The sequence below is a fragment of the Psychrobacter immobilis genome (genome assembly GCF_904846065.1).
Taxonomy (GTDB): Bacteria; Pseudomonadota; Gammaproteobacteria; order Pseudomonadales; family Moraxellaceae; genus Psychrobacter; species Psychrobacter immobilis_H.
Map to the genome: position 1 here is coordinate 2,321,961 of NZ_CAJGZV010000001.1, position 19,267 is coordinate 2,341,227.

Genomic DNA, 19,267 nt, shown 5'->3' on the forward strand with positions numbered 1-19,267 from the left:
TAGGTCACTCAAATAATATTGAACTGCTTAACAAATACACTGCGATTATCCAAAAAACCTGGATTACTAGTCTCACTTGCCTACGTTCTCTCTATTCAATTGCGCCAAACGTATAGAGTAGCATTCGTAAATAAAGACAAACCTACTTTAAAGCCTGCCCCTTCATACGACGTTTGTTCTTCGCAACTGTCGTTAAAGCTAAACTAGCTATTTTTTATTCAAGTTATCACTCAAAGTTGGTTTTAAACTTCCAAAATATAACACTTTCAGCCATATGAAATCCTAAACTCTGGTGCTGAATTCCTGCAAACTGTCATTAGTCCAGACGATCTATTGTTGATTTATTGCCTACCGTTCTTATTTCTTCAGAGACTGGCTTACAAAGTGCTCTATATTTCAGACGTATCAATTCATTGACCAGAGACCTATAAGGCTTTTTATGATTGATATTCTCCTGAACCATAGTTCTTAACACATTCATTTTTCTAACTTTCGACATACTCATTATTATCTCAGTACCAACATATTCATTGAATGACTGTCACATTTATCACTCACAAAGAAAGTCAAATATTGAAGTTACCTCGTGTAAGCATAGCTAATATGCACACCTTACTGAAATATAAAGTTTGTATATCTTTATGTTATATTATAACATAACGAAAATATTTACTCTTATCGTTATTTATCCCTATATAACTTCTTATTTTGGTAATCTCATGTCTCCAATTTTTCATATCAACAGATTAAGAGAACCTGATTATACTTCTGTATCTTCAGTTAATTTTAGTATTCGCCGGGTAACGACTGTATTCTCAGTAACGACAGCTTTAGGTATGGCAAGTTTGTCAGTAAATGCGAAGGATACGATGGTAGATATCAAACCTATGACATCCTCATCTTTTCACCTAAACTCTCCTGATACGACCCACCCTTCGGTGACTCTAGACACCATAGTGGTGACGTCTAACCCTTTATTGCCACAAGCGAATGAAATGGCAACCGCAACCAGTATTGTTACTGGCGATGCGCTCACTACTCAGACAAGCAGTACGCTTGGTGATGCACTAGCAAATGAAGTTGGCGTGTCTACTGATAGTTTTGGGCAAGGCGCAAGCCGACCAATTATTCGAGGGCAAAGCGCACCGCGCGTCCAAGTCATGCAAAATGGTTTGAGCGTACAAGATGCGTCACAAATCTCACCAGACCATCAAGTGGCGGTACCTGTCCTAGGTGCCAAACAAGTTGAAGTAATCAAAGGCACGTCAGCGTTGATGTATGGTGGCGGTGCTATCGGTGGTGTGGTCAATATTGTTAATGACACTATTCCTAAAGAAAAGCCTAAAAACAACATCAGCGGAAAATTGGCATTGATTGGTCAACAAGCCACAGACGGTTATTTAGGTTATGCAGAACTCAATGGCAGTATCGGTGAAAACTGGCTATGGAGTGGGTATTACCAAAAGACGGATAAAGGCAATATCCAAGTGCCACACTTAGATACCGATGAGATTGCCAACAGTTGGTACACGCAAGATAACGGTAGCATCGGCTTGTCTTATGTGACTGATATGGGCTATATCGGTGCATCATATCAGCGCCTGTCTTCAGAATATGGCTTGCCCTTTCATGTGCATAATGAATGCTCACCTGATAGCGTACTGACCAACCAACTGAGCTGTGAGGCGGATCACGAACATGACCACGATCATGGTGAAGCGCCCTATGTCGATATGACGTCAAACGTCTATCAGCTCCATGCAGAGCGAAAATTACCCATGATAGGCGTCGATAGCATCAATACGAAACTCAGCTATACAGACTACCGTCACGATGAAATAGATGAAGGTGCGGTGGGCACAACTTTTGAAAACAAAGCCATTAGTGCTCAAGCTCAAGCCACACATAGCACGTATAAAACAGGCAATCTAGGTTTTATGAAAGGTGTGGTCGGTCTAGATTACACAAACAGTCGGTTTTCTGCTGTTGGGCTAGAAGGTTATTTGCCGCAAACTGATCGTACACAAGTCGGTTTATTCTTCATTGAACGACTCACGCCAGATTATTTTAGCGCAAAAATACAGAATGCTGATAAATTTGTAGGTCAATCATTATCTGCAAGTGATGCCCATGCTGGTCACAACCATGGTGAGACGACGGCTACCACCAGTGCTCCCCTCGATACGTCTAGTATTTTAAGAAAACAAGACAAAAGTCCTTGGTATATTGAGTTTGGCGGTCGTCAAGATTTTCAAAATCTAATAGATAACGACAATAACATCGAAAAAACACATGCCGGAACGTCTGTCAGTTTAGAAGGTGGCAAATATCTTACGCCTAATACGCAGTTGTCAGCCAGAATCAGTCATTCTGAAAGACTGCCTTCTCCACAAGAGTTATTCTCTAATGGCGCTCATCTTGCAACCAATACTTGGGAGCGTGGTAATGGGCAATTAGAAGAAGAATCTACTGATGGCGTAGAATTCACTTTGCGTTACGACAATGGCAATCGTTTTGATAGTCGTATTTCTGTCTTTTATAACGACAGCGCAAATTATATTTATGCCAAAACTCAAGACATTGCTACTGAGGGAGAATCTGCAGGTTTTCGTTTAGTGGATTATGTCCAAAGCGATGCCAAACATTATGGTGGTGAAATTCAATCACGCTATTATCTTAATGACAATATTAGTATTGGCAGCTTTGCCGACATTGCGCTGATAACGCTAGATGATACAAGCCTTACACGGAAATACGCGCCAAGATTGGTAGCGCCTCGTATTGGTGGTGATATTACCTCTCAATTTGGTCAGTTTGACTTGGTGCTGTCTGGATATCATCGTTTTGAGCAAGATCACATTGCTGATTTTGAAACCAATACGCCGAGCTACAACATGGTTGATGCCAAGCTTGTCTATCACAGTTCGAGCGCTCATGATTACACCGCTTTTTTTCAAGTCGAAAACATTCTAAACGAGCTTGCTTATAATCATGCCTCTTATTTGGCTGAACAAGTGCCAATGCCAGAACGCTCGTTAAACGCAGGTATCACCTATAACTTCTAACAGCTTACTCTCTTTTCATTAGTCACCAGTAACTAGCAATCCGTAATCAATTGTCATAAGCCTCATAACTTATGACTGGAGTCCTTTATGAATCAAATAAATGCTTTGAGCCGTGCCATCGCGCTCGCCTTCTCTTCTTTAATCGCCGTTTCAGCACTTAGCGGCTGCGGGTCATCAGATGATAGGAAAACACCAATCGTAGATTCAGAACACGACCACGACCATGGAGACGATCATGACCATGATGATGAATCTGCTGTCAGCACTGAAATGGAACAAGGTCGTTTATTCATCACTGCAAAAGATGGCAGTCAAGCTTACATTTATAGCCTTGCTCAAGATAAAGTGATACAAACCCTACCTTTGACAGGTCAAGCCGATGCCGTACAAAGTAGTCCAGATGGTCATTACGCCGTCATCATGGATCGTACTAACAACGCGGTCAATTTTTATCATAGTGGGCTTGAGATTGAAAACCATGGCGATCATGATCACCCATATGCTCGTGATGCGGCAAAAATGCCATTACAGCTAAACTATACCCGTCCTGTACATTTTCAAACTTTTGGAGAACAAGCAGGGCTGTTTTTTGACGGCTTAGGTGCGACAGGCAATCCCATAGAAAACCCTGTGCAAGAAGCTGGATTTGTACTTGTAACAGATACCGGTATAGCTGACGGTACACTGCCTTATCAAAAGCTTAATACCAGCATGCACGGTACAGCGGAACCTAGAGGCAATTATGTGATTGCCTCACAGCGTTATCAGACAACCGGTAGCTCACTGGCTGATACGCTCTCTGTATTTGAACAGCATGGTGATCACTATCATATAAGCCAAACCTTTGAGACAAAATGCATGGGGTTGCATGGCAGTGGCAGCATGACCGATTACAGCATCTTTGCCTGTAGCGATGGCGTTTTAAGCGTCAAACAAACCGGAGACATCTTCAGCGCCGAAAAAATCACCTACCCTATTAGCTTAACCAATATGCAGTGTGACGGTACAAGTAGTAGTCCTGCTCGGATTGGCTCATTCATCACTAACCACCATCATAACTATGCCATTGGCAGCGCTTGCGGTCAGCCTTACCGTGTTGATCCTATCAGTAAAAACATGACACCGATTGTCTGGACAACAGACAGCCGTCGCCGTGTTGTCAGCTATGATTTTGATGCCCACGGAGAGCATTTAATGCTACTCGATGATACTGGCAAGTTATACATACTGGATGTCGCACAAAATTATAAGCAAACCGCCGTATTAAATGTTTTCCCTAATGGCATCGAAGGCAAAGCGGTTCCCTCATTTATTGTTAACCCAAACACGAAAATGATTTATATGATGGATGACTCAAACCAGCAAATCATCGAAATTGATGCTGAAGATGGTGAAATCGAGTCAAAAATAACACTGAATTTCACACCCTCTCATGTGACTTGGTTTGGTGTGAAAGCTGGGCATGATGATGAACATAGCCATTAGCGCTTAGCACCTCATCTAATAAAGATAGTTTAATGACTGCTGACAGTAATTGGCTATTAAATATATTTATAAACGCTAGTATTCAAGATAACCCTTAATCCGACGCTTCTTAAATTCCGAAGCATCCGATTAAAGCGCTCGATGATCTTGAATTCTTCTATAGGCATATCTTAAACAACTGGGCTAGTAGGATTTACTACATTAGTTATAGTCTGCTATAACATCATATTACCCCAGTTTATAATTATAAAAAAACCAATGAAACCGCTACGATATTTTCATAGCATTTTCATTGGTTATACGGTCTTTAACGCTAAAAATTATTTACTGAATACTTTCATACGTTCATCAATTGGCTGAAACGCTTTATCGCCTGCTGGCTGCTCAATAGCGCCGAACACCATTTGCGCATTTAATTCCCAATCATCAGCGATGTCCCAAGCATCGGCAACTCTCTGATCGATGACAGGATTATAATGCTGCAAGTTAGCACCGATATCTAAACTCGCCAATGCCGTCCAAATTACATATTGATGCATCGCGCTGGTTTGATGTGCCCAGATTGGGAATTTATCCGCATATAAAGAGGCGGCTTCTTGCATGTTTCTCACGACGCCTTTGTCCTCGAAAAACAATACTGTACCCGCACCCGCTCTAAAGCCTGCAATTTTATCTTTAGTACCTTGGAACTTCTCGTCATCGCCAACAATCACTTTGAGTGTCTCTTCAGTAATATCCCATAATTTTTCATGATCTTCACCGAATAACACCACGATACGCGTCGATTGTGAGTTAAAAGCGGATGGCGTATGCAAAACCGCATGCTCAACTAACTTAACGATTTCGTCATTTGATACTGGCAATTGATTGCTCAATGCATAGATAGAACGGCGCTTTTCTGCCAATTGTTGTAAGTCTTTTAGGTTTGACATTGTTTTCTCCAGTGATTATTGATGAATTTAAGTAATTAAGAACTCAATTATAAAGCTAAATGGTAATCAACCTTTAAAACCTTCAGGTAATTCAGGCGCTGGCAAACGTTTCATATCTGAATCGACATTACCAAAACGCTCATGACCATTATTCCAGTCGATAATAGATTGCTCAATCTCTGCTTTATTGTCCGCAACAAAGTTCCACCACAGTAGCACTTGGTTATTTAATGGTTCACCGCCGATAAACATCACACGTGTGCCTTTTTTAGCAACCAATTTAATGCTTTCGTTATTAGCAACATCACTATCGTGGAAACGAAAGAGTTGATCCTGCTTACATACCTTTCCTTCAGATTCTGTCTCACCCTCTGAGACTAAGATGCCGTATTCAAAGCCTGGTTCTAAAGTGAGCGTCACCTCGCCATCTTGGGTAAAGTAAACGTCGATACCGACCATTTTTGAGTATTGAATAGTAGGCGCTTCAAAATGCTTACCTGACACATTGGTATAACTACCGGTAGTCAGGATCATCTCGACATTATTCTCCGTCCAAGTTGGTAGCTTTGGATAATGATGAAAACCGCGTTCAATTTGTTGATCCGTCGGTAGCGCAATCCACAGCTGTATCATGCTGAGGGCACGGGCTGCGTCTGGTGAGCCGCCTGTATCTGGAAAGACGCTTTGTTCAGTATGACTAATACCTTGATTTAGACCAGTTCCTGCGGTCATGACGTTGACTTGGTTCTTGGTAATCACTTGCTCGTTACCTAAGCTATCCTTGTGCAATACTTCGCCATTAAGCATCCAGCTAAAGGTTTGTAAGTTAATATGTGGATGGCGACCGACTTGCATACCTGATTCATCTGGACCAAATTCAGCAGGACCAGCGTGATCTAAAAAGCACCAGGCACCAATAGGCTGTTTTCCTTTATTAGGCAGCAAGCGTGCAATCGGAATACCGCCGACATCAGCCATCCTTGGCTCTAGGGTTTGAATACTCATCGTTCACCTCTTATTATAGATAGTTATAGATTATTGAATGCTCACTTATAAATTACTACTACGTTTTTGTATGGATTAATACTGCTATTTAATATATAAGTGTTTGATACATTGTTATTTAATAAATAGGTATTTAATAAATAGGCACTTCCATTAACAGGACTCTAGCGTCCTCGCTCGCATCCATCGTGAAGCTTTTTGTATCTGAAATGCCAAGACCGTCACGAGTATCAAGCACATTGCCGTTGATAGTCACTTTACCCTCTAGTACCAAGACATAAACACCGTTATTGACGTCTTTTAAGTCATAAGTCTGGGTAACGCCTTTGTCAAAATGACCCATATGAAACCAAGCGTCCTGATGAATCCAAACCCCAACGTCGTCCGCGTTTGGCGATAGCACTTGGTTGAACTCATTAACTTTCATTTGCTCGTCCATACGCATTTGCTGATAACGCGGTGTCACACCTATTTTATTGGGGATCACCCAAATTTGTAAAAACTTGACAGGCTCATTGGCATCGCCATTCATCTCGCTATGAGTAATACCTGTGCCCGCTGACATCACCTGAATCTCACCCGTTTCGATGATACCTTCGTTACCGATATTATCGCCATGAGCTAACTTCCCACTTAGAGGAATACTGATAATTTCCATATCGCGGTGTGAGTGCTGACCAAAGCCTTGACCGCCAATCACAAGATCATCGTTAATGACCCGCAGCGCGCCAAAGCCCATACGCTCAGGATTATAATAATTGGAAAAGCTAAAAGTGTGACGGCTTTTAAGCCAGCCGTGATCGGCATTACCGCGAGAATCTGCTGCATGATAGATCGTTTTCATAAGTTATCCTTTATTTTTAATTGGCTTGTTTAAGCTATGGTTCTATTATAATTGTTGACCATATATAGATAAATAGTGATTATTACAATTGACTATTCTTGTTATTAGAACAATAGAATAAAGAATTTATACGATAATACTTTCGCTATGATAAATGTCAGATGCTATGATAATTTGGCGTATCCACTTCTAACTATAAAGAGAGAATAATAATGTCAAACCTACATACTACGCATTACGATGTGATCGATAACAAAAGCCAAAATCGCTTTGAGATTCATATTGATGATCAAATTGCCTTTGAAGACTATGAGTTTTTTACCACATCCACAGGTGAAGAAGGTATTGAATATAAGCACACATTTGTGCCTGATTCGCTTAGTGGTCGTGGTATTGCAGGCTACTTAGTTAAGGTTATCTTAGATTGTGCAGCCGCTAGAAAACTGCGCGTAAAGCCAACTTGTCCTTATGTGAAGTCTTACATTGATAAGCATCCAGAATACCAAGCCAATTCGGTGTTTCATGGTGCGAAAGCCTAAGACAATATGCATAAAAAAAGCCATGATAAATCATCATGGCTTTTTACGATTAATGACATTACTCAATAACGGTAGAGCTTTTATTAGCTAATATGCTGTAAGAACTCTGGATTACGCGCTAGTAGTGATAGGTACAGCACAGGAATGACAAATAAACCGACTGCCCAATAACTGAGATTCACGTACAGTACCGCGCCGAGTAGCGCGCCAATCACAAAGCTGATAACCAATGCCGCGCTATGCCCTAATTTTTTGGCATTATCAGCGCTACGGTTGGCAATATAATCTGACATACCAATACCCAGTTGGGTCGTATTGCCTGTCATTAATACCGTTGGACTCATGTGCTTGATGACTGTTTTACTAGCCGTATTACGAATAGCTAGCGCTGTTAAACCTAGACCACCAGTGATGGCGACGGTAATATCTCCAGCCTCAGTGAAAGGTTGAAAGGACAATCCTGCTATCATAAAGGCGGTCAAAAATAGTGCTTCTGCCAAAAATAAATGACTGAGTACTAACGTTTGCTTCCGGCTTTTATCAATGTATATTTTGGTAATAACCACCGTTACTATAAAAAGTGGCACCGATGCCAGCTTGATCCATAAGCCATCTTCACCTTTAACCAAACCGCTACCAGCCAGTACTAAGTTACCCGTGACATGAGCGGTAAAAAAGCCAAATAAAGTGATAAAGCCAATGGTATCAATCGCCCCACCAACTATCGTTAATAGTATAGGCGCTTGATAGCGTTGCCAGAAGCTTGATGTCTTACGATCTAGAGTGTTGTTATCAGCGACAGCTTTAGGCACTGGTATTCCCTGCAAAATCCACAAAATCAGTCACAAAGCGCTGTAAGAATTTCTGTGTGCGCGGGCTAACACTGCCATCATCATTTAAGCTGTCAGTTGCACGACTTAAATGAATTTCAGGATCAATCATCATTTGTGCCGAGAGCATTTGCATGCTTTTTCTGACATCAAGGCCACTATTGATACCGCCGAAACTGCCTGGCGAGGCCGTCACTACCGCAACTTTTTTATGGGTCCACACGCTTTCTTTATAAGGGCGCGAGCCGATATCGATGACGTTTTTTAGGGCAGCAGGCATGGTTCGATTATGCTCTGGCGTGACAATCAATACCGCATCGGCTGCTTTAAGCTGTTTACGGACACGCTCATAGCTGTCAATGGTCGTGTCATCATAATCTTGATTATAAACAGGCAAATCCGCAATGTGTACTTCTTCTATCACTACGTTCTCAGGCATTTGCGATACCATAAGCTCTGCAAATTTACGATTGATAGATTCTTTTCGCAAGCTTCCAATAATTAAAACGATGTTTAGGGATGCGCTCATAGCGGCTCCTTGATTATGATGATAAGACGATATTTTCTAAGCCATTTACTTTACTATATTCTGCGATGATTATTGTTATCGATTGAATAAGCACCTGCTCCATGAGCAAATATCATCAAGAAACCACCCGCCATCGCAATGTTTTTCATGAAAGGGTTCATCTGTGATTCATCTATCCAGAACTGATGGAAAATCAGCGCTGATATAATATTGAATCCAACGAGTAAAATAGCAACGAAACGCGCTTTAAAACCAAAGAGAATAGCGAGGCCGCCGAAAAGTTCAACCGCGATAACCAGCGGCAATAACATTCCAGGCACACCCATTGATTCCATATAACCTTGAGTGGCCGCGTAGCCGGTAATTTTAGTAAAGCCTGAAAAGATAAAAATCATTGATAAAAACAGGCGTCCAATTGGCGCGCTAAGCTCTTGTAATTTGTCCATAAGTATTCTCCAATAATAGTTTGGTTTTTTTTAAATTTTATTTGATTATGCGATGGTCTTATTGTATTCGTTGCTTATGCATAGATAAACCGTGATAATTGCAAATGTAAGTTCTTATTTGTAGAACAATTAAGGAGTGGTTTACATGGGACAGTTAGAAGATATGGCAATGTTTGTGCGTGTTGTCGAAGCAGGCAGTATTAACAAAGCCGCAGAACAACTGAACATCGCAAAATCTGCGGTAAGCCGGCGTTTAAAGGATTTAGAGACGCGCTTGGGCAGTCAACTGATTAGCCGAACCACGCGTCAATCAAACTTAACCCAAGCCGGTGAGCAGTATTATCAAAAGGTGCACCATATACTCAGTGAAGTAGATGCGCTGAATGAAGAGACGAGTGGTACTCCGACGCGTATCGAAGGGACATTAAAGATGACTGCACCATTATCCTTCGGTTTGATGCATTTAAACGATGTTATTGATGAATACGCCAATAAGCATCCTGATTTAAAGTTTGAGCTGGATTTTTCTGATCGGCATACTGATTTGATTGAGGAAGGGTTTGAATTAGCGATTCGGATTAGAGAGTTGCAAGATTCCAGTTATCAAGCCAAACGTCTGGCGCTGATTCGTTACACCTTATGTGCCAGTCCTGAATATCTGACTAGAGCGGGCACGCCAGAAACCATAGAAGATTTGGCCAAACATGAGTTTTTACAATACGGTCTGAGTAAATCTAGCATGCTTGAGCTGATAGACGAGCAAGGTAAGAAGCATCAAGTCGCTATTAATTCAAAAATAAAAGTCAATAACGGGGACTTTTTGCGGGAGATGGCGGTAAAAGGGCACGGTATTGCTTTTTTACCCAATTTTATCACTTATAAAACCTTAGTCAGTGGTGAGCTGGTGCCCATTATGCAGCAGTATCAATTGCCCACTTTAAACGCTTATGCGGTCTACCCGAAAAATCGATTTTTGTCGCAGCGTTGCCGTTATCTTATTGATTTTATTGCCAAGCGTTTTGGTGATAATCCGTACTGGGATAAGTTTTGATAAGCACTTACGGCTCAACATTTAACGGACAAGCTTAAATGATCACTATACCTGCTATCAATAATATAAGTACCCGCGATCCCAATGAACCATATCGGGCATCAACAACGCTTGAGTTATTGACCTCTACCATCAAATCCGTAGACTTAAACATAGGATAATATTGATCTTAATAGGTACAAATACGATACTGAATATATTTCTAAGATTTTGCCCTTCTCTCCCGAAATGGATATTGAATTTCCTATATAATGTGAGCCATCTCTTTATTGATAACCCCTTTAATTTAGGCTTTTTTCTTAGTAAAAAAATGCTTCTTATCAGGTAAAACGGTGCTTTATGTTTAACGCTTCCTCAACTCGTTTAAATAAATACATCAGCGAAAGCGGTATTTGCTCCAGGCGAGACGCTGACCGCTTTGTTGAACAAGGTAATGTATACATCAATGGTAAGCGTGCTCAAGTAGGCGATCAAGTGGTTGCTGGAGATACGGTAAAAGTCAACGGGCAACTCATTGAGCCGCGAGAGGCGGATGATTTTGTGTTTATTGTCTTGAATAAACCCGTGGGTATTGTGAGCACTACAGAAGCTTCAGAAAAAGATAATATCGTTGATTTCGTTCGACATAGTACACGTATTTTTCCGATTGGACGTTTGGATAAAGACTCTCAAGGTTTAATCTTTTTGACCAGTAATGGTGATCTGGTTAATAAGGTACTTCGTGCTGGTAATAACCACGAGAAAGAATATTTGGTGACAGTGAACAAGCCGATAACAGATAGTTTTATTGAAGGTTTAGCTGGTGGCGTGCCAATGCTTGGGAAGATGACCAAGAAATGCCCAGTTACTAAGGTGGCACCCACGGTGTTTAACATCACGCTAGTGCAGGGTTTAAACCGTCAAATTCGTCGTATGTGTGAGCATTTTGGCTATGAAGTGGTGAAGCTTGAGCGTACGCGGATTATGAATGTCAGTCTTAAAGGTACTCCCGTTGGAGATTGGCGAGATTTAACCGAAAAAGAGTTGTCTGTTTTACTTAAGTCCATAGAAGGTTCTTCTTCAGATGCCAGTAATCCGGGCAAGAAATCTCGTAATGCGCCACGAAAAAATGCTCGTACTGATGATTCATCAAAGACAAAAACGTCTTCGAAATCAGCGGGGGCAGCAAAGGGCAATAAAAAACACGCCAAGGATGATGCTAGAAAACCAGCGGGTTCTAAAGGTAAAGATAGACGTCCTTTTGGTAATGGCAAGAAGGCTGTGGGCAATGGCAAACCTGCTACAAATGGTAAGCGCCCTGCAAAAGGTCGAAGTTCTAAGCGGTAGCAGTATCGCGACTATAGATTGATGGTTAATGGTTAACTAATTAAGACAGCTGATAAGAAATACTGCACAAAAAGCCAGACAACTTAAATTGTCTGGCTTTTTTGTGGTCTGCAGATTTTCTCAACCAAATATTTTTTATTATAAAGCCAACTCATAACTAGGATGTGTCTTCACGAAGTACCGTTGGTATGGGCGGACTAAAAATAGCAAAGTCTAAGACAGTTAGCAGATGTCATTGTTTAAAAATTCGATTATAGTAGATATCAAATCATACATTTAAAAGTTGAGGACAGAATAATGAAGACACTAAGTTTATGTATTGCAGCAGGACTGGGTTTAAGCGCTTGTGCTGGTGGAATGACAGGGAACACGGGTCAAAACAATAATGTCAATGGTATCGTCACTCAATACCCTGTTGAGACTGCCATGCTCAACATCTATACCAAACAACGCAGTGATAAATTAGTTGCGGTTGTCGGCAGTCAAAGCGTGTCAGCAGAGATTCAAGTGACGCCTAAAGGCAGTATGGTATTTAATAATAAGTCTGTACAAGGTACCGAAATAAATACCATCAATAAGATGAATAATCAAATCACCAATCAATCAGTCGCTATCAATTACTTCACCCTGAATCCACTGATATTCCATGGTTTTACAGACGGTACAGGTAAATACTCACTATCTAACCAGACGACCACCATTCCTAAAATGGCGACGGTGGGTGCTTCTAGTAAGCTGCTGACGGAAAATGTCTATGCCGATAGCAGCATGCGTAACAAGATAGGGACTTATAACCAAGACTGGTCTTTATCGCGTGATACGAATAATACCGCATGGTTCTGCATAGAAACCTCAGGCAATCTATTACTCAGCTTTGACCCTGCAGGTACTTCATCAGAATGCTACAAGATCAATGCCAAAGGCGATATCTTAGCAAGCAAAGTGACACTGAGTCAGCCTAGTAGTAATGGTAGTACTAAGACGGTGACTTTAAACAGTCAGTAGTGATTATCATGGTGACATGCCCTTTATCATATAGCTTTGTTACATAGCTTTCGTCACATAGCATTTATTACATAACAACGAAACAAAAAAATAGCGCCTAGTATGGGCGCTATTTTTATATCAGTCAGCTGAACGATTAAGAACGATGTCCATGAGTATGCTTAGCTTGATATTTGCTTTTTGCTTTGAGATGAGCCGCTGGTTTTTTTGATTGATGCTTTGACACTACTACCTTTTTCTTAACATGCTGATGTTTATTATCAAACTTTGCATTGACCTTTTGATGCTTCACTTGAGCAACATGATGCTTAGCAATTTGCGGCGCAGCACTTGCTTGGCTAACCATTGTGAAGCAAGCAGTAATGGCTAGCATTGAACTTATCATTATTTTTTTCATTATTTTTTCTCGTATAAAGTCATATTAGTTATGAGTTGTGGTTGAAACTGCCTTACTCAATATCGAGTAAAGCATTCACGTGATAAAAAGCATCGTGATAAAAATCTGCTCTATCGACAACGAGAATGATAAATGATTCAAACGTTAAGTAGATTTATGAAGATTGAAGAAAGGTAACCTTAATGAGGCAAGGTTTCTTAAGTGGTACGCTATAGGCGTCATATTGGCGCTTTTCTAGACGGGCAAGTAATAGCGAATAAAAAAATATCTTATATATAGATTATGATGACTCGCTTTGGCATATTTTTTATAAAGCGTAGACGTTGTCACGATACTTTCATTTTCACCCTATAAAATGCGTTGATTATTCAAAGCCATTGACGATATGCCGCATCACAATAAAGAATTTTAAGGAGTGAAGACCAAACTAAGCAGGCGAGATAAGTATTTTGCAAGGGTCGTTGGGGTTATGCTTTTTTAAAGTAGCCAACTGATGGCCTTCTGAATAGCAATTTTGAAATAACTGAGAATCGATGTAATGAACCATTACTTATGTTTGACAGATTATGAAAAAAACTTGATTGATAGTGCTTTGCTCATTCTGATGAAAAAAAACATCCAATATAGCGATCAATCAACAGAAAACTCAGTGCAACAATACTATCAAGATTTTAATCTCACACTTTTTGAGCTGTGTGCAAAAATAAAAGCACCTGATTTTGATAAGCACATGGATTTATCCTCGAAAGAAATCAAAGCAATTAAAAAAGCTCTGACAGCACTGTATAACCGTATCTATCAAAAAACCCTTAAGGACATAGAGGGCAATCAAGAAGATCACTATAAGAGCTGTAAGTTACAGATTATAGAATTAGAGAGAAAAATCGATATTATCGAGAAAAACAATATAGAGAGCAATAGTTGTTAAAGTGTTCTCTTTTACCGAAAAATCTCACTATTTTTAAGTCGCTAGCACCATCAATATTGGTCGCGTAAAATAAAAAATCGCACTCCGCATTACATTAGCCTATCTTTTCCGCTGGGTTTTATTAGCTCTTTCCCATTTGCTTGGTTATCGTATAGCTACTTCAGTCATATAGTCTTCTCATTACAAGATGAATAGGTACAGCAAAGGATAGTACGACAAATTAAAGTACGGCAAATAGCAGGCTGAGCAAACATGACGACGCTGTGACCGATTTCTCTAGAATGCCCGATATATCTCTATACAAGACTTGTAAAGAGCATACCCCTTGTCTTAGAATGGCATTGTTAATGATAATGTCTATTTTGTTAAGTATTCTTTCTAAAATGCTTTAAACTGACGTTTCAAGTTAGCACACCTCCTTACTTATAAATGTTACCTATGCATCATCAGCATGCTGGTAATACGATGACCCTATCATGTCTACTAAGCGCCGTAAGCTTGTTTTACGATATTCATCACCGGTAACGATGTGGTTCGGCATGTTGGTCGCATGTTTTGCTTGGATCATGCACATCACGCTGTTGCTCACACCTCTATGGGATGATAATGCCCACTTAGGTCATGGTATCTGTGCAGAGCTTGCACCGATTGTATCGGCAGCTAAGCAGTATGAGCAAATACAGACTGATATTGCGCAAACGAATCACAACATACCCATTGATAGTGCCGCCCGTCATTTACTTCATCATAATGCATCCTTATCTTTAGCATCGCCTGCGACCGTTGAGCCAGTTATAACGGTTGACGCCGCACCTTCGCACGAAGCTTTGTATAGCAAAGATAAGGTTGAAAGCTCTGAATCTAACCCTGATACCGTAAAATACACTGGCTGTGACCTTTGCACTGCCATGTCTGCGGCACTATTGCCAGTCGCTTTTACACATACTGACTCGGCTTTGATTGAGCTGTCTATTGTCTCAGTCACGTTTTTGTATCGCTCACATACCTACTCTCCTAGTAATTTTTTACGACCCCTCGCACGCGCTCCTCCAGTCACACTCACATAACTATCTACATTTATAGTCCAATATTTTTAGGGCGTGTCCTCATTTTAAAAATGGTGATAAACATGAGATAAATTGCCGTCAAACAAGAAAAGTAGCGCAAATAATATCGAGATATTAATAAGCTATTTGATGATGCTTGGCAAAATTTAGCCATTTTTAGTCCATTTCGAAAGTAATCAATTGAATTGAGGACACGCCCTAGAGCATTAGTGACAATGCTCTCAATCAACGCGCTCATTTGAGCTCTGATTGAGGCACTTGTATGCGTTTGCCTAAAACATTGCGCTCAAAACTGTGCTCATAATATTGTGCTCAAAATGCTATCTATTTATATCGGAAAATATTCAGTAAGTGCCTAGTCTAAGTCCATAAGTGGCTTGGCTTACCTCTTGGTAAAAACTGAATAACCGATTTCATGAAATATTTTTGCGAATTTCTAGGAAAGTAAGATGTTATCTTCATCAATGAACGCTGTACCTATTTTAAAACTAAGTGTTTTAGCTTTGTCTTTATTGCATATCAGTAGCGCTTATGCGGATTCCACAACCGTAAAGGCGCACATGCCTACTACTGATGATGAGCCACATATTCAATTGCCAGAAATCGTCGTTTATGCGACAGCAGCGGATAAGCGCTCTAGTACCAATGCACTCGGGACAGCCGCCACCCTTGATCAAAAACTTCTTAACAGTAAACAAGTGGCAAGCAGTGATACGGCCACCATACTGACAAAAATACCTGGTCTAAATGTCCAAAGTGCCGGTGGTATCTCGAACTTGCCCGTGATGAGAGGCTTGGCGGACAACCGTCTGCGTATCTTAGTGGATGGCGTTGACTCAATCGCCTCCTGTCCAAACAGTATGAACTCACCCTTGTCTTATATTGCGCCAAGCGCTATAGACAAGACCACCGTCTATGCAGGTGTGACGCCTGTGAGTGTCGGTGGTAATAGCATTGGCGGTACTATCGTTGTCGAAACAGCAGAGCCTATGTTTTCAACGGATAGCGACATATTAACCTCAGGTGAAATTGGCACATTTTATCGTAGTAATGGTGACGCTTATGGTGCCAATTTATCTACCACAGCGGCAAACGATCAGCTTAGCCTCACCTATAAAGGCAGCTTTGCGCAGGCGGATAATTATAAAGCTGGTGGTGATTTTAAATCTTATACAGAGACAGGGAACGCTGGTAAAACCTTAGCTAAAGACGAAGTTGGTTCAACCGCCTATGAAAGCAAAAACCAGTCAGTAGATGTGGCTTATAAGAACGGCAATCATCTGCTACAAGGCACTTATTTGTGGCAAAACGTCCCAAAAGAGTTATATCCAAATCAGCGGATGGACATGCTCGACAATCAGCTTGACCGCATTAATTTGCGCTACAAAAGCGAGTTAAATTGGGGGCAGCTAGAAGCACAGGCGTATCATGAAGATGTCGATCACTATATGAACTTTGGGGAAGACAAACAGTTCGTGTACGGTAATGCCAAAGGTATGCCGATGTACACCAGTAGCGAGACCATCGGTGCCAATCTTAAAGGTATTATCGATTTAAGCAACCAAGGCACGCTCAATATAGGTGCTGAATATCAAGACTACACGCTCGATGATACGTGGGCGGCATCTGGCGACGGTATGATGTCGCCAAACGACTTTCAAAATATCAACAATGGTCAGCGTCAGCGCATCGGTATCTATGGCGAATGGGAAAAAGACATCTCATCTGACTGGAGCACCCAGCTTGGCGCTCGCTATGAAAACGTACGTACCAGTGCTGATGAAGTACATGGCTATCAAATCGATGGTCAAAACAATATGACCAATCAGCTGCGAGATAGCGCTAACTTTAATGCCAGTGACCGCCGAACCACCGATAATAACTTTGATATTACTGCACTCGCACGCTACGACATTGATTCACAAAAAAATCTAGCCTTAGGTCTGTCGCACAAAGAGCGCACGCCAAGCTTATATGAGCGCTATACCTGGTCCACTTGGAAAATGGCGGCCATCATGAATAATACCGTTGGTGACGGCAATGGCTATTTTGGTAATCCTAATCTACGCTCAGAAAAATCCAACACCTTATCTGCCACCCTAGACTGGCGCGGTGCTGATGATAGCTGGGGCGTTAAAGCCACTCCTTACTATTCAAAAATTGATGACTATGTCGATGCCGTACAGTGGAACCCCATGGCAAACACAGCAGCTAGCACTCAAACAACGAATCAATATAATGTGCTGCGCTATACCAATCAAGATGCTGAGATATATGGCATGGATATCTCAGCCAATCGGGAGCTGGCAGCAAATGCTTGGGGGTACTGGGATATAGTAGGCTCCTTAAGCTATACCAAAGGGGAAAATAAAGACAGCGGCTCAGACTTATATAACATCATGCCATTCAATGGCAGTGTTGCCCTGAATCGGGAAAATAATGGTTGGACAAACCAAATCGAAGTGGTGGGCGTCGCGGCTAAAAATGATATCTCAACCCCTCGTAACGAAATTAAAACGGCGGGTTATGGTCTCTTAAATCTCAGTACAGGCTATCAGTTTAAAGAGGTAGCGATTGAGGCTGGTATCGATAACGTATTCGATAAAAACTATGCCCTACCTCTAGGGGGCGCATACATGGGTCAAGGCAAAACCATGTCGATGAATGGCGAAATAGGTAGCGGTTCTAACTGGGGTACTGCCGTCCCTGGCGCGGGCCGATCATTGTATATGGGTGTCAACTATAAGTTTTAGGTGTCATTAAGATAGGTCATTAACTGACTAACATAACGATTAAACCTTCAACGGATTTTATTTATTTTATATCTTAGGAAGCACCTTCATGACTATGGCACTATTAATTTCAGCATTCTTAATGGGATTTTTTGGTTCGCCGCATTGCTTAGGTATGTGTGGCGGTATCGTCACCGCATTTGGGCTATCGATGAAAGAAACCAGTCCAGCAAAAAAACGCGGTCTCATTGCGACTTACCATTTGGGGCGCTTACTCAGTTATGCCCTATTGGGCTTAATTGCTGGAGTGATTGGCACCACCGTATTAACCCCTCTGATGGTTGGCAATAGCACACCTCGCATTCTACTAGGGTTGGTTTTGGTATTTGTAGGATTAACCATGCTAGGGTTGCCTTTTTTAAACAAGCTTGAACGTCTTGGTATGCATTTTTGGCAAGCTTTATCACCTCTGCGGCAGAAAGTCTTCCCCTTAAACACCTTTCCTCGAGCATTAACAGCAGGTTTATTATGGGGATTTTTACCCTGTGGTCTCGTTTATGGCGCATTACTTATTGCGGTCGTCGGTCATGACCCACTCACAGGTGCCGTGTTAATGTTTGTCTTTGGTCTAGGAACCGTACCCATGCTCGTCGCCACGCACGAAACGGTCAACTGGATGCGCAATCAAATCGGGCGTTTACGCCTAAGGCAAGTGAATGGCGCAATCATGATGCTATCTGGCTTAGCCGTCATAGCGGTGCCGATGGTCATGGCCAATATGCATGGTGGACACGGGCAAATGAACCATGAGCAAATGAACCATGAGCAAATGAACCATGAGCAAATGAACCATGAGCAAATGAACCATGAGCAAATGAATCACGAGCAAATGAATCACGAGCAAATGAATCACGAGCAAATGAATCACGAGCAAATGAATCACGAGCAAATGAATCACGAGCAAATGAATCACGAGCAAATGAATCACGAGCAAATGAATCACGAGCAAATGAATCACGAGCAAATGAATCACGAGCAAATGAATCACGAGCAATAAAAACGTCTCTCATGTACATAGGAGGCAAT

The 19,267-nt window shown here is 41.3% G+C and carries 17 protein-coding genes; 10 read left to right on the plus strand and 7 right to left on the minus strand.

Features of this window, described 5'->3' with window-relative positions; translation table 11 throughout:
* Positions 1–719: 719 nt before the first annotated feature.
* Both JMW64_RS09565 and JMW64_RS09570 read left to right on the plus strand, forming a co-directional pair.
* Positions 720–3,065 (plus strand): TonB-dependent receptor, encoded by a 2,346-nt coding sequence (locus tag JMW64_RS09565; protein ID WP_201554424.1) that lies wholly within the window; start codon positions 720–722, stop codon positions 3,063–3,065.
* An 87-nt stretch (positions 3,066–3,152) separates the two neighbouring features.
* Complete coding sequence (locus JMW64_RS09570) at positions 3,153–4,550, plus strand: YncE family protein (RefSeq protein ID WP_201554426.1); 1,398 nt, start codon at positions 3,153–3,155, stop codon at positions 4,548–4,550.
* Positions 4,551–4,870: 320 nt separating this feature from the next.
* Here JMW64_RS09570 and JMW64_RS09575 read toward each other — a convergent pair whose 3' ends face one another.
* From JMW64_RS09575 to JMW64_RS09585, 3 genes are all read right to left on the minus strand, one after another.
* A complete protein-coding gene (locus JMW64_RS09575; protein ID WP_193007206.1) occupies positions 4,871–5,482 on the minus strand; it encodes a nitroreductase family protein in 612 nt (203 codons plus the stop codon).
* Between the two features lie 66 nt (positions 5,483–5,548).
* Positions 5,549–6,487 (minus strand): pirin family protein, encoded by a 939-nt coding sequence (locus JMW64_RS09580; RefSeq protein ID WP_201554428.1) that lies wholly within the window; start codon positions 6,485–6,487, stop codon positions 5,549–5,551.
* Positions 6,488–6,620: 133 nt separating this feature from the next.
* On the minus strand, positions 6,621–7,331 hold the full coding sequence (locus JMW64_RS09585; protein WP_201554430.1) for a pirin family protein: 711 nt from the start codon (positions 7,329–7,331) through the stop codon (positions 6,621–6,623).
* Positions 7,332–7,543: 212 nt separating this feature from the next.
* Between JMW64_RS09585 and JMW64_RS09590 the strand changes: the two genes are divergently transcribed.
* Positions 7,544–7,870, plus strand: coding sequence for a GNAT family N-acetyltransferase (locus tag JMW64_RS09590; RefSeq protein ID WP_201554432.1), 327 nt, complete (start codon positions 7,544–7,546; stop codon positions 7,868–7,870).
* Positions 7,871–7,953: 83 nt separating this feature from the next.
* Here JMW64_RS09590 and JMW64_RS09595 read toward each other — a convergent pair whose 3' ends face one another.
* Genes JMW64_RS09595 through JMW64_RS09605 form a run of 3 tightly spaced genes read right to left on the minus strand, consistent with a single transcriptional unit; the run spans position 7,954 to position 9,675 of the window.
* Positions 7,954–8,682 carry a YoaK family protein gene (locus tag JMW64_RS09595; protein ID WP_201554434.1) on the minus strand — a complete coding sequence of 243 codons (729 nt, stop codon included), beginning with the start codon at positions 8,680–8,682 and terminating at the stop codon, positions 7,954–7,956.
* Positions 8,675–9,229, minus strand: a complete 555-nt coding sequence (locus JMW64_RS09600) for an NADPH-dependent FMN reductase (RefSeq protein WP_201554436.1) — start codon at positions 9,227–9,229, stop codon at positions 8,675–8,677. Before JMW64_RS09600 ends, JMW64_RS09595 begins: the two co-directional genes overlap by 8 nt.
* A 53-nt stretch (positions 9,230–9,282) precedes the next feature.
* Positions 9,283–9,675, minus strand: a complete 393-nt coding sequence (locus JMW64_RS09605) for a DoxX family protein (protein ID WP_201554438.1) — start codon at positions 9,673–9,675, stop codon at positions 9,283–9,285.
* 145 nt (positions 9,676–9,820) lie between these two features.
* Between JMW64_RS09605 and JMW64_RS09610 the strand changes: the two genes are divergently transcribed.
* The 3 genes from JMW64_RS09610 to JMW64_RS09620 all read left to right on the plus strand — a co-directional run bounded on the left by JMW64_RS09610 (position 9,821) and on the right by JMW64_RS09620 (position 13,057).
* On the plus strand, positions 9,821–10,726 hold the full coding sequence (locus tag JMW64_RS09610; protein ID WP_201554440.1) for a LysR family transcriptional regulator: 906 nt from the start codon (positions 9,821–9,823) through the stop codon (positions 10,724–10,726).
* A gap of 339 nt (positions 10,727–11,065) precedes the next feature.
* Entirely contained in the window at positions 11,066–12,052 is a 987-nt protein-coding gene (gene rluF / locus JMW64_RS09615) for a 23S rRNA pseudouridine(2604) synthase RluF (protein WP_201554444.1), read from the plus strand.
* A gap of 297 nt (positions 12,053–12,349) precedes the next feature.
* On the plus strand, positions 12,350–13,057 hold the full coding sequence (locus tag JMW64_RS09620; RefSeq protein WP_201554446.1) for a hypothetical protein: 708 nt from the start codon (positions 12,350–12,352) through the stop codon (positions 13,055–13,057).
* A 136-nt stretch (positions 13,058–13,193) separates the two neighbouring features.
* Here the strand turns inward: JMW64_RS09620 and JMW64_RS09625 are convergent, their stop codons facing one another.
* Positions 13,194–13,454, minus strand: a complete 261-nt coding sequence (locus tag JMW64_RS09625; RefSeq protein WP_201554448.1) for a hypothetical protein — start codon at positions 13,452–13,454, stop codon at positions 13,194–13,196.
* Between the two features lie 538 nt (positions 13,455–13,992).
* On the opposite strand from JMW64_RS09625, the gene JMW64_RS09630 reads away from it, so the two are divergent.
* The 4 genes from JMW64_RS09630 to JMW64_RS09645 all read left to right on the plus strand — a co-directional run bounded on the left by JMW64_RS09630 (position 13,993) and on the right by JMW64_RS09645 (position 19,238).
* Positions 13,993–14,382 (plus strand): hypothetical protein, encoded by a 390-nt coding sequence (locus tag JMW64_RS09630; RefSeq protein WP_201554450.1) that lies wholly within the window; start codon positions 13,993–13,995, stop codon positions 14,380–14,382.
* 476 nt (positions 14,383–14,858) lie between these two features.
* Positions 14,859–15,449, plus strand: a complete 591-nt coding sequence (locus JMW64_RS09635) for a hypothetical protein (RefSeq protein WP_201554451.1) — start codon at positions 14,859–14,861, stop codon at positions 15,447–15,449.
* A gap of 449 nt (positions 15,450–15,898) precedes the next feature.
* Entirely contained in the window at positions 15,899–18,202 is a 2,304-nt protein-coding gene (locus JMW64_RS09640; protein WP_201554454.1) for a TonB-dependent receptor, read from the plus strand.
* Between the two features lie 88 nt (positions 18,203–18,290).
* Entirely contained in the window at positions 18,291–19,238 is a 948-nt protein-coding gene (locus JMW64_RS09645) for a sulfite exporter TauE/SafE family protein (protein ID WP_201554456.1), read from the plus strand.
* Positions 19,239–19,267: the final 29 nt, after the last annotated feature.